Source organism: Streptomyces sp. NPDC047315 (assembly GCF_040643215.1).
GTDB lineage: Bacteria > Actinomycetota > Actinomycetes > Streptomycetales > Streptomycetaceae > Streptomyces.
Map to the genome: position 1 here is coordinate 182,827 of NZ_JBEYTZ010000010.1, position 11,569 is coordinate 194,395.

The 11,569-nt window shown below is 72.1% G+C and carries 11 protein-coding genes; 5 read left to right on the plus strand and 6 right to left on the minus strand.

Annotated elements, in window-relative coordinates; translation table 11 throughout:
* Nucleotides 1-168: 168 nt before the first annotated feature.
* On the minus strand, nucleotides 169-813 hold the full coding sequence (locus ABZ842_RS14420) for a hypothetical protein (RefSeq protein ID WP_361536740.1): 645 nt from the start codon (nucleotides 811-813) through the stop codon (nucleotides 169-171).
* A gap of 77 nt (nucleotides 814-890) precedes the next feature.
* Between ABZ842_RS14420 and ABZ842_RS14425 the strand changes: the two genes are divergently transcribed.
* Nucleotides 891-1,544 carry a maleylpyruvate isomerase family mycothiol-dependent enzyme gene (locus tag ABZ842_RS14425; protein WP_361536742.1) on the plus strand — a complete coding sequence of 218 codons (654 nt, stop codon included), beginning with the start codon at nucleotides 891-893 and terminating at the stop codon, nucleotides 1,542-1,544.
* A 111-nt stretch (nucleotides 1,545-1,655) separates the two neighbouring features.
* Nucleotides 1,656-1,970, plus strand: a complete 315-nt coding sequence (locus tag ABZ842_RS14430) for a DUF6479 family protein (RefSeq protein WP_361536744.1) — start codon at nucleotides 1,656-1,658, stop codon at nucleotides 1,968-1,970.
* Nucleotides 1,971-2,090: 120 nt separating this feature from the next.
* On the opposite strand, the gene ABZ842_RS14435 is transcribed toward ABZ842_RS14430, so the two are convergent.
* Nucleotides 2,091-4,370, minus strand: coding sequence for a heavy metal translocating P-type ATPase (locus tag ABZ842_RS14435; RefSeq protein WP_361536746.1), 2,280 nt, complete (start codon nucleotides 4,368-4,370; stop codon nucleotides 2,091-2,093).
* Nucleotides 4,371-4,636: 266 nt separating this feature from the next.
* Between ABZ842_RS14435 and ABZ842_RS14440 the strand changes: the two genes are divergently transcribed.
* Entirely contained in the window at nucleotides 4,637-5,335 is a 699-nt protein-coding gene (locus ABZ842_RS14440; RefSeq protein ID WP_361536748.1) for a copper homeostasis protein CutC, read from the plus strand.
* A 104-nt stretch (nucleotides 5,336-5,439) separates the two neighbouring features.
* Here the strand turns inward: ABZ842_RS14440 and ABZ842_RS14445 are convergent, their stop codons facing one another.
* From ABZ842_RS14445 to ABZ842_RS14460, 4 genes are all read right to left on the minus strand, one after another.
* Nucleotides 5,440-6,204, minus strand: coding sequence for a calcium-binding protein (locus ABZ842_RS14445; protein WP_361536750.1), 765 nt, complete (start codon nucleotides 6,202-6,204; stop codon nucleotides 5,440-5,442).
* Nucleotides 6,205-6,500: 296 nt separating this feature from the next.
* Complete coding sequence (locus tag ABZ842_RS14450) at nucleotides 6,501-7,244, minus strand: hypothetical protein (protein WP_361536752.1); 744 nt, start codon at nucleotides 7,242-7,244, stop codon at nucleotides 6,501-6,503.
* Nucleotides 7,245-7,282: 38 nt separating this feature from the next.
* Nucleotides 7,283-8,065 carry a hypothetical protein gene (locus ABZ842_RS14455; protein WP_361536754.1) on the minus strand — a complete coding sequence of 261 codons (783 nt, stop codon included), beginning with the start codon at nucleotides 8,063-8,065 and terminating at the stop codon, nucleotides 7,283-7,285.
* A 145-nt stretch (nucleotides 8,066-8,210) separates the two neighbouring features.
* Entirely contained in the window at nucleotides 8,211-10,229 is a 2,019-nt protein-coding gene (locus ABZ842_RS14460) for an AAA family ATPase (RefSeq protein WP_361536920.1), read from the minus strand.
* A gap of 483 nt (nucleotides 10,230-10,712) precedes the next feature.
* Here ABZ842_RS14460 and ABZ842_RS14465 point away from each other — a divergent pair, with 483 nt between their 5' ends.
* Both ABZ842_RS14465 and ABZ842_RS14470 read left to right on the plus strand, forming a co-directional pair.
* Nucleotides 10,713-10,910 (plus strand): hypothetical protein, encoded by a 198-nt coding sequence (locus ABZ842_RS14465; protein ID WP_361536756.1) that lies wholly within the window; start codon nucleotides 10,713-10,715, stop codon nucleotides 10,908-10,910.
* Between the two features lie 157 nt (nucleotides 10,911-11,067).
* The gene (locus tag ABZ842_RS14470) at nucleotides 11,068-11,517 is read left to right on the plus strand and encodes a hypothetical protein (RefSeq protein WP_361536758.1); all 450 of its coding nucleotides are present in this window, start codon (nucleotides 11,068-11,070) and stop codon (nucleotides 11,515-11,517) included.
* Nucleotides 11,518-11,569 lie beyond the last annotated feature (52 nt).

Genomic DNA, 11,569 nt, shown 5'->3' on the forward strand with positions numbered 1-11,569 from the left:
GGTCAGCGCGGTAGGTCACCCACAGCCCTGCAGTTGGGCGACGGGGGCAGCGAATCAGGGGCGCGGGGAACTGCGCGACAAGCCCACCACTGGGCCGCGGAGAACAACCCACCCCGCAGGGTTACGGCGAGAGGTCCAGGGGCGTGAGGAACTGCGCGAGTGGGGGGGCTACGTCAGGGAAGCGAGTTCTGACGTCAGGTTGGCGCGGGCCGGGCGTTCCCACGCTCGCGTGCCGTGCGGGGTGTGGAACAGGCGGTCCAGGGACAGCAGCCGCCGCAGCACCTCCGCCCGGCCCCGCCGAAACGCCGCGTCCGGGACGAAGCCGTACTCCTCCCGCACCGCCCCCGCATACGCGGCGTACGCGTCCCGCGGCGCCGCCAGCACCGCGAGGTCCGCGTCGCACAGCACCGCCCCGTTCGCGTCGTCCGGCGCGGGCGCGTGCGTCACGGTCAGCCGCACCAGGCGGGCCACCTCCGCCACCGCGCCCCGCGCCAGCCCCGCCTCGGCCAGGGCGCGTTCCGCCAGCCGGGCCGAGCGCTCCTCGTTCTCGGAGCGCTCGGGGTCGTACACCGCGTCGTGGAACCACGCGGCGAGGCGGACCAGGTCGGGCGCGTCGGCGTACCCGGCGAGGTCGTCGACGTGCGCCAGGACCGCCGCCAGGTGCGCCGTCGTGTGGTAGCGGCGCTGCGGCTCCGCCCAGCGGGCCAGCAGGTTCGCCGCGTACGGCAGCGGATCGGGTCCGGGCGCGTCCGCGCCGCGCGCCGCGACGAGGGTGCGCACCCAGCGGGCCCGCAGGTCTTCGATCACGTCCATGCCGGGACCGTACGACCCGGTACCCCGTCCGTACCAGGGGCTGGAGGCGCGGGCGCACTTTGAGGTTGGGTGGAGGCATGGACTCCGTACGCGACCCCGAACTGCCCGGCCTGCTCCTCCGCACCGAGCGGGACGACCTGATCCCGCTGCTGCGCGCCCTGCCCGACGAGGACTTCACGATCCGGACGTGCTGTCCCGGCTGGACGGTGCGCCACGTCGTCGCCCACTGCGCCACCGCCCTCAACCGGGTGGTGGAGCAGCGCTACGAGAAGGGCGTGTTCACTCCCGAGGCGAACGAACGCGACATCGCCGATGTCGCCGAGCTCTCCCACCAACAGGTCGTGGACGCCTTGGAGCGCGGGATGACCGACGCGGGGCCGGTCATCGCCGAGGCCGTGCACGGCAAGCTGGACGCGGTCGCGCTCGGCGAGTGGGTGCACGCCGGTGACCTGCGGGAGGCGCTGGGCGAGCCGGCGGCGTACGAGGGGGCCGGGTTGCCGTACGCGCTGCGGCTGCTCGCCTCGCTGACCCGGGCCCGGCGCACGCAGCCGCTGCTGGCCCGGCTGGAGGGCCACGACGCGCCGCTGGTGCTGGGCGCCGACAGCCCCGAGCCCGCGACGTACACCGGCGCAGCGACGACGCTGATCCGGCTGATCGCGGGCCGTCCGCTGACCGGGACCCGGTACGAGCTGACGGGGGCGACCGAGGCGGACCTGATCGTCTTCACCTGAGCCGACAAAAGGGCCCTTATGCCCGTTCTGTCCTTTGGGGGGACACTGGAAGGCGAGACACCGACGGGTGCCGCCTCACACGAAGGCAGACGGAGGCAGACGGAGGCAGACATGCTCGGAATCATCTTCTTCGGACTCGTCCTGGTGGCCTTGTTGTGCGCCGCCATGTGGTGGGACGGCCGCCGCCGTGCCGCCTTGGTCACGCCCCGCCCGGAGGAGCAGCCGCACAAGCCCGACCGCCCCGCCCACGTGGAGGAGATCCGCGAGGCGGACGAGGACGCGTTCCCGCACGACGGCGGACGTCTGCTCCCGTACAACATGCACCCCCACAGCAGCCACAGCACCGGCAAGGGCCGCGAGGAACGGCCCAAGCACGGGCCGAACGCCCACAGCGGGTCCTTCGGCAGCGGCGGCCTCGGCGGCTGACGAAGACCGCTGCACGGCAGAGCGCGGAATCGCGAAGGGGCCCGGGCGCTTGAAGCGCCCGGGCCCCTCCTCCTGCCCCCTTACCCGGGGTGGTCCTGTCACCCGTCGGCTACCGCCCGCTCACCGCGCGGCCTTGAAGCCCCGCAGCCGCAGGCTGTTCCCGACCACGAAGACCGAGGAGAACGCCATCGCCGCACCCGCGATCATCGGGCTCAGCAGCCCCATCGCGGCCAGCGGCAGCGCCGCCACGTTGTAGGCGAAGGCCCAGAACAGGTTGGTCCGGATCGTGCCGAGCGTCCGTCGGGCCAGCCGGATCGCGTCCGCCGCCGCCCGCAGGTCGCCCCGCACCAGCGTCAGGTCGCTGGCCTCGATCGCCGCGTCCGTGCCGGTGCCCATCGCCAGCCCGAGGTCGGCCTGGGCGAGCGCCGCAGCGTCGTTCACGCCGTCGCCGACCATGGCCACGCTGCGGCCCTCGGCCTGGAGGCGCTTGACGACGTCGACCTTGTCCTCCGGCATGACCTCGGCGATGACCTCGTCGATGCCGACCTCCTTGGCCACCGCCTTCGCGACGGCCTCGTTGTCGCCGGTGAGCAGGATCGGGGTGAGCCCCAGTCCGCGGAGCCGGGTGATCGCCTCGGCGCTGGTCTCCTTCACCGCGTCGGCGACCTCCAGGACCGCGCGGGCCTCGCCGTCCCAGGCGACCGCGATGGCCGTACGACCCGCGGCCTCCGCCGCGTCCTTCGCCGCCTTCAGCTCCTCGGGGAGCCGGATCTCCCACTCGGCGAGCAGCTTCTCGCGGCCGACGAGGACGGCGTGGCCCTCGACGATGCCCTGGACGCCGAGTCCGGGGATGTTGGCGAAGTCCTCCGGCGTGGGGAGCGCGCCGACCTTCTCGATCGCGCCGGTGGCGACGGCCTGGGCGATCGGGTGCTCGGAGGCGTTCTCCAGCGAGCCCGCCAGCCGCAGCACCTCGGCCTCGTCGGTCGAGGCGGCGGGGTGCACGCCGAGCAGGGTCATCTTGCCGGTGGTGACGGTGCCGGTCTTGTCCAGGACGACGGTGTCGACCTTGCGGGTGGTCTCCAGGACCTCGGGGCCCTTGATCAGGATGCCGAGCTGCGCGCCGCGGCCCGTGCCGACCATGAGCGCGGTCGGCGTGGCGAGCCCGAGTGCGCAGGGGCAGGCGATGATCAGTACGGCCACCGCCGCCGTGAAGGCCGCGGCCCAGCCCTCGCCGAGCGTCAGCCAGGTGATCAGGGTGCCGATGGCCAGCAGGATCACGATCGGGACGAAGACGCCGGAGATCCTGTCGGCCAGCCGCTGGGCCGCCGCCTTGCCGTTCTGCGCGTCCTCGACGAGCTGTGCCATCCGGGCGAGCTGGGTGTCGGAGCCGACCCGGGTGGCCTTCACGACCAGCCGGCCGCCCGCGTTCAGGGTTGCGCCGGTGACGCCGTCGCCGGGGGCGACCTCGACGGGCACGGACTCGCCGGTGAGCATCGAGGCGTCCACGGCGGACGAGCCCTCGACCACGACGCCGTCGGTGGCGATCTTCTCGCCGGGGCGGACCAGGAACGTGTCGCCGACCTTCAGCTCGGCGGTCGGTACGCGGACCTCCTCGCCGTCCCGCAGGACGGTGACCTCCTTGGCGCCCAGCTCCATCAGGGCGCGCAGCGCGGCACCGGCCTTGCGCTTGGAACGGGCCTCGAAGTAGCGCCCGGCCAGGATGAAGGCGGTGACGCCGGCCGCGGCCTCCAGGTAGATGTTGGACGAGCCGTCGCTGCGCTCGATCGTCAGCTCGAAGGGGTGGGTCATGCCGGGCATTCCGGCGTGGCCCCAGAACAGTGCGTAGATGGACCACAGGAACGCGGCGATGGTGCCGACCGAGATCAGGGTGTCCATGGTGGCCGCGCCGTGCCGGGCGTTCTTCCAGGCGGCCCGGTGGAAGGGCCAGCCCGCGTAGACCACGACGGGGGCGGCGAGGGTGAGCGAGAGCCACTGCCAGTACTGGAACTGGAGCGCCGGGATCATCGCCATCGCGATGACCGGGACGGCGAGGACGAGCGCGGTGATCAGCCGCTCGCGCAGCGTCTTCAGCTCGGCGTCGTCCTCCTCGGCTTCCTCGGAGCCTTCCGCGTCAGTGCCGGATCCGGACGACGTCGCCGCGGCGTCGCGCTTGGGCTTCGGCGGGGCGGCGGTGTAGCCGGTCGCCTCGACGGTGCCGATCAGGTCCTTGACGCTGACGTCCTCGCTGAAGGTGACCTTCGCCTTCTCCGTGGCGTAGTTGACGGTCGCCTCGACGCCCTCCATGCGGTTGAGCTTCTTCTCGATGCGAGCCGCGCAGGAGGCGCACGTCATGCCGCCGATCGCGAGTTCCACCTCTTGGTGGGTGGCCGTGTGCGCCATGGTTCCTCCCTGCTCCGCTGCTTAATACCCCTAGAGGGTATCCCTTCCAGGACCCATGTATACCCCCCCTGGGTATAAAACGCAAGGCCGGATCCCTCCTTCGGGCCGCTGTTTCCACGCCACTCCCATCGGCCCGCTGATGCATCCGTGCTGCCCGCGGACTAGGCTGATAGCAATGGACTAGACCTCTCGGCCACACCCGGCCCGGCGGCCTAGCCGAAGCCGTCACCGGGTCGCAGCCGTCTCTCCAGGAGGAATGGGTACACATGAGTAACCGTGCGCTTCTGGAGGTGATCGCCCTGGACGCCGAGGACGCGATCGCGGCCCAGGCGGGAGGGGCGGACCGGCTGGAGCTGGTCACGGACATGGCGGCGGACGGACTGACGCCGTCCCGGGAGACCTTCGCCAGCATCCGCGCCGCCGTCGACGTCCCCCTCAGAGTGATGCTGCGGCTCACCGACGGCTTCTCGGCGGGCACGCACGACGACGTGGAGGCGCTGGTGCGCGCCGCGGCCGGGCTGCGCGAGGAGGGCGCGGACGAGTTCGTCTTCGGCTTCCTCGACGACGAGGGCCATCCGGATCTGGTCACCGTCGAACGGCTGCTCGCGGTGATCTCCGGCTGCTCCTGGACCTTCCACCGGGCGATCGACAACGCCGCCGACCGGGACGCGCTGCGCAAGCAGCTCGCGGACCTGCCGGGCCTCGACACGTATCTGACCGCCGGCTCGGCCCGCGGCGTCGACGACGGACTGCCCACCCTGCTCGCCGAGGCCGGCCGGCGCTCCGAGCCGGGTTACGAGGCGCGGCTGCTGGTCGGCGGCGGCCTGCGGCTGGACCACCTGCCGGCGCTGCGCGCCGCCGGGCTCGACGGCTTCCACATCGGCGGCGCGGCCCGGCCGCACGGCTGGTCGGGGCCGGTGAGCGCGGACGCGGTGCGCGAGTGGCGCGAGGCGATCGACGCGTAGCGCGTACGTCACGTACGGCGTGCGGTGCCGAGAACGCGGACGGCCGCTCCCTCAAGGCGAGGGAGCGGCCGTCGTGTTGTGCGGCTACGAACGGGGGCGGGGCGTCAGCGCACGTCGACGTAGTCGCCCTGGGCGGTCGCGGCGCCCGAGGTGGCGTTGCCGAAGTACCGGAAGCGCCAGTAGCCGTCCTGTGACGCCTTGAAGTGGATCTGCACCACGCCGTTCTTGTCGGTCTTCAGGTTCGGCGTGTGCAGGCGGTACTTGTCCGAGCCGGCCGGGCGGAACTCCAACTCCACGTACTGGTTCGCGTGGGCCCCGTGGCCGAGGCTGTCGAAGTTCGCCCGGGTCAGCTTGCCCGAGATCGTGAGGGTCTTGTTCTTCGTCACCGGCTCCGGCGACGCGTTCACCGTTATCTTGGTCGCCCGCTTGATGTTCATCGTGGTGACGTGCCGCTCCACGGCGACCGGGGAGCTGCCCTGGATGTTGGCGATGATCTTCCACTGGCCGGCGTTGTGGTTGCCGAGCTGGACCTTCGGGTCGACCGTGAAGACCGCCGTGCACTTCTTGGTGGTGTCCGGGCCGGTGCAGGTGGTCTTGCCGTTCGCCCAGCCCGACGCCGTGGCGGAGCTGGCGCCGAAGTAGGCGTGCGTGCCGAGCCGCTTGACCCGCTTGGGGTCGGTGACGGTGAAGGTCACGGTGAAGCTCGCCGGCGCGTTGGCCTGGACGATCAGGCTCTTGCCGCCGTTGGCGACGCCGCTGTGCACCTTCTGCGGGCCGTCGGGCGCCCCCTGCGCCTGGGCGCTGGGGACGGCGACGGCCGCCAGGGCGAGCGCGCTGCCGAGTGCGGCAACGGACGTACGGATACGCATGGTGATCCCCCCACGGGATGACGAGCTTCCGGGCGTGCGCGGGCACGTGCGCGGACACGGCACGAGCAGGGCATCAGGAAGCGGCTTGTCAGATCTTCATCGGATATGCGCCGAGAGTGGAGTTGTGGTGCAGTTGCTCACTCTCGTCCGTGGAGACGCCGAAGCTCTCAGGGCGGTTTCACATCACACGGAAATCTTTTCGACCGGCTTAAGGGAACACGTAATAGCAGGTGGGAGGGGGTGCGGCAGGGTTTCGACGGGTGCCGCACCCCCGTGACGCGACTGCCGGGGCGGGCTCAGCGCACGTCGACGAAGTCGGGCGTCGACGCGGCTCGCTGCACTCCGTCGCGCCCGTAGTAGTCGTAGCGGAACGTGCCGTCGCGGTACGCCCTCAGGTCGACCCTGACGTTGCCGCGGCGGTCGGTCGCCTTGGTGGCGAGCCAGGTGTAGTAGGGCTCGTCGGTGCGGCGGAACCCGAGGTGCACGTTCTGGCCCCCGTATCCGACGTAGCTGCGGGCGTTCCAGTGTGAGCGGGTCAGGGTGCCGTACACGGTGATGATGCGGCCGTTGCGCACGGGTTCGGGCGTGGCGTTGATCGTGAGCCGGGTCGTGTGCTCGATGGAGACCTCGGCGCCGATGCCCGACACCGTCGTACTGCCGGTGGCCCCGACGCGGACGCGCCAGGACCCGGCTGAGCCTTCGCGCAGGTTGCGCCCCGGATCGGCGGTGAAGTACGAGGTGCAGGTCACGTCGTGGCGCGGGCCGCGGCACGTGGTCTTCGTGGCCGAGAGTCTGGCCTTCCCGTTGTGTGCGGAAGCGGCGACGCGCTTCACCCCGGAGCCCGAGTCCGTCACGCGGTAGGTGACGGTGAAGGACTTCGCACCGGTGCCCACGCCCACGTGCGGGTAGACGCTACTGGCGTGGATCTGCGTCCGTCCGGGCGACGGCGCGGCCTGGGCGGGCGCGGTGCCGTGGGCGATCGAGGTCAGGGCCAGCGCGCCGCCGACGGCGGCCACGGCGGCGCGGGTGGGCTTTCGCATGGTGTTCCCCCTGGTCGATGAGTGTGTGCCGGGCGGGCTCAGCGCCGTACGTCGACGTAGTCGCCGTAGCTGATGGCGATGTCGGTGGTGAAGTCGCTGTTGTACGAGTAGCGGAAGAACCGGTCGTCCTTCGCCGTGATCCGGGCCTTCAGGAGGCCCTTGGCGTCGGTGGCCACCGTGGCGATCCGGCCGTAGTGCGCTCGGTCGGGCTCGCGTTCGGACAGCACGACCGGCACGCGCGCGTACCCGGTGTACGTGTTGGTGTCCCAGTTCGCCCGGGTGAAGCTGCCGTTGACGGTGATGGTCCGGCCGCGCTTCGCCGGCTCGGGCGTGGCGTTGATCGCCATCTTCGCCGCGCGCTTGAGCATGAAGTGACCGGCGGTCTTCTGGACGTGGTCGGTGCCCGCGGCCCACACCTGGACGCCCCACTTCCCGGCGTGGACGTTGGCGAGCGGGCCGCGCGGGTCGAAGACGAACGTCGCGGTGCAGTACTGCTCGAAGGCCGAACCCGTGCACTTGGTCTTGGCCGGGTGCCACCACCGCTGCGCCTCGGTGGGGGACGTGCCCTGGAAGAGCCGGGCGCCGAGCCTTTCGACGAGCACCGGGTCGCTGGCCCAGAAGTTCACGGTGAGGGTGTTCGGCGTGGTGGTGCCGACGATGACGCGATTGGCTGGCGGGTAGCCGCCGTCGACCCTGGTGGTCGGCGGCTGCGTCCGGTGCTGCGGGGCGTCGGCCTGCGCCCCGGGGACGGCGAGCGCGGTGAGGGCCAGTGCGCCGCCGGCAGCGGACGCGGCGACACGGGTACGTAAGCGATTGCGCATGGATTCCCCCAGTTCGGGCGGAGTGCGAAAAGTGTCGTACGTGTCTGTGCAGACAAGGGGGCCGGGGGAATGGTTGTACGGTTCGCGACCCACCGGGCCGGCCGGTCGCGAAATGCGCGGTCGGCGGCCCGGGGTAGAGGTTTCGTCAGCCCAACTGGACTGGCAGGGGCTGATGGTGAAGGACCGTCAATCCGGATACGGCACGGGTCAGCGCCACGTACAGCCGGCGCAGCCCGGTGCGCTCGTCGGGCTCGCCGGCGACGATCGACGCCGGGTCGTCCAGCACCACGTAGTCGTACTCCAGGCCCTTCGCGAGGGACGCGGGCACCAGCGTCAGCCGGGACTCGGCAGTGGTCTCCGTGCCCGGGTCGAGGTGGGGCAGGCCGGCGGCGGTCAGCGCCGCGGCGATCGCCGGCACCCGGGCGTCCGCGGCGATCAGCCCGATCGAACCCTCCTGTTGGAGGGCGGTGCGGCAGGCCGCGACGACGGCTGAGGAGTCCGGTCCGGTCGCGTCGGCCACTGCGCCGCCGGCCGCTCCGTCGGCCACTGCGCCGTCGACCGGGTGCACCGCCAGCGAGCCGGGCGACTCGCGGACGGCGGAGACCGGCGTCAGGCCGGGGGACATGTGGGGGAGCAGCCGGGAGGCGTACGCGATGACGTCGCGCGGCACTCGGAAGCCGGCCGTCAGCTCCTCGACCACCGCGTCCGGCTTGCCGAGGTGGGCCAGGGCCTCCCGCCAACTGGCGGTGGCCCACGGCGTCGTGCCCTGCGCCAGGTCGCCCAGCACGGTCGCCGACCCCGTCGAGCAGCGCCGCCCGACGGCCCGGTACTGCATGGGGGAGAGGTCCTGCGCCTCGTCGAGCACCACGTGGCCCAGCGAGTGCGTGCGCTGCACCAGGTCCGTCGCCTCGTCGATCAACACCGCGTCCGCGGCGGACCACTTCGCCGACCGCACGCTGCGCGCCGGCTTCGCCCACAGGACGCTGCGCTGCTCGTCGGCGGTGAGGAGCCCGTCGGCGTGGGCGGCGAGGAAGTCCTGGTCGGACAGGAGCCGCAGCACCAGCTTCGCCGGGTCCACCGGGGGCCAGATCGCCTTGACGGCCGCCTTCACGGCGGGATTGCGGGCCACCGCGTCCTGCACCCGGTCGTCGGGGGCCTCGCCCGACTGCTCCATGCGGACCAGGACGGCGTGCGCGATCCGCTGCGGCAACGCGTCGTGCGCTGCGCCGTAGCGGATGTCCCGCGCCAGCAACTCGGTGACGATCTCCTGGAGTTCGTACGCCGGGATCCGCCAGCGGCGCGAGCCGCGGACGACGACCACCGGCTCGGCGGGCGGCGTCACATGCGAGCGGACGGCCCGGCGCAGCACCTCCGCCATGCGGGCGTCGCCCTTCACGACGGCCGCGGCGGCGTCGTCCGCGCCCCGCACCTCGACGTGCGCCACCAGGTCGTCGACGGTCGCCTGCTTGACCTCCAACTCGCCGAGCGCCGGCAGCACCTGCTCGATGTAGCGCAGGAAGGAACGGTTCGGCCCGATGACGAGGGTGCCGGTGCGGGCCAGCCGCTCCCGGTGCGCGTACAGCAGGAAGGCGACCCGGTGCAGGCCCACGGCCGTCTTCCCGGTGCCCGGGCCGCCCTGGACGCAGACCGTGCCGGACAGTCCGGAGCGGACGATCTCGTCCTGCTCTGGCTGGATGGTGGCCACGATGTCCCGCATGGGCCCGACGCGGGGGCGCTCGATCTCCTGTTGGAGCAGCTTGCTGGTGCGGGGGCGGTCTGATGCCGGGGCGTACGGATCGGGGCCGGACGCCAGGTGCTCGTCCTCGTACGCGGTGAGGTCGCCGGCCGTGTAGCCGAAGCGGCGGCGCAGCCCGACGCCCTGCGGGTCGGTGCGGGAGGCCCGGTAGAACGGCTGGGAGACCGGGGCGCGCCAGTCCACCACCATCGGGTCGCCGACGGCGTCGTGCACGTGGCGGCGGCCGATGTAGAAGGCGTGGTCGCGGTGGTCGCCCTCCTCGTAGTCGAGGCGGCCGAAGAAGAGCGGGGTGTGCGCGAGGTCGGCCAGCTCCTTGATCCGCAGCTCGGTGCGCGCCTCCAGGGCCTGCTTGTTGACCCAGTTCGCCGTGACGTCGCCGATGTCGAGGGCCTCCACCTCTTCGCGCATCTTGCGCAGCGCGGCGCGCGAGGACGTGAGGTGGGCGCGCTCGCGGGCGAGCGGGTCGGCGTCGGCGCTGGTTGAGGGGGTGTGTGCGGGCACGGCGGGCCTCCGGCGGGGGTGTGGTGGGAGCGGTGCGGCTGGAGACCGCCGGTTTCCGTCCGGGCGGTGGCGCTCCACGGAGGGAGGCGGGCAAGGCGGAGCAGTTTACTCAGCGGCCCGGGCGGCGGCGAACGGGTTTTCGTGGGACGGGCGGGGCGGGGGTGCGGCGGGTGGGCGTGTCGGGCAGGGCGGGTGGAGCGGGTTGACCATCCTGAGGATGAGGTGGGTAGTGCGGGGGAACGACTTCGGTAGGACGAGAGGGGGCCCGGCCCTCCTCCGGAAGTGCCGTCCCCTAAGGGAAACCCTTATGCCTGGAGTCGTAGGAAAGTCGAGGGGAGGTTACTCCGTGCGACCGATGTACTGGGCCGCGGGGAAAAGCATCATAGAGATATGAGCACAGCGACTTTCACCCCAGCAGCAGCCAAGGTTCCCGGCCCCCGGCACCACGGTGCCACGGCGACGGGCGCTCCGCACTCCCCGCACCACATGGGAAATGCGATGCGCGCGGTCAAGGTGTTCGCGTCGACGATATTCTCCGTCGCGGTCCTCGGGGAGTACGCGGAGGAGGCGGGCGTCCGCCGCCGCTGAGCGTTTATCGCCGATCTCGTATTGCCCCTTCCCGTATCGGCGACCCCGTATCGGCGACCCGGCATTGCCGGTCCCGGTCCGCTGAGTACGCGTACTCAACGAGAGTGAGCGCCCCGACGGAGGCGCCGCGCCCGTGCCTGCGGCTTTGATGATCCGTATGACGTCGCCGCAGCACCCCGCCCCCAAGAGCCCGGTAGTCCCGGCAGTCCCGGCAGTCACCGACGCCCCCGACGCGACCACCACCGACGCCACCCTCGACGACGTACCGGCCGCGGCCCCCGTAGCACCGGTAGCGCCCGTAGCCCCCTTGCCGTCCGCACCGACCGCGGCGCCCGCTCGGCTGATGGCCGGGGTGGGCATGCTCTTCCTCTTCGGCTCGCTCGTGCTGTGCGCCGCCATGTCCCTGGGCAATGCCTACGGGGGCGACGGCGTGGCCGGCCCGATCGCCTCCGCCGCGTACTGGGGCCTGCTGATCGGCGGCTTCGCCGGAGTGGTCGTCCTGGTCAGCCCGGTCGAGACGATGACGAACGCGACGCGTGCCTGGATCGTCGGCATCCAGTACGCACTGGCCTGCGCCGCGCCCGTCCTCGTCATGATCGACGGCTGACGGCTGACAGCTCACCTCTGATGGCTGACGGCCGACTGCTGCCGGCCCCCGG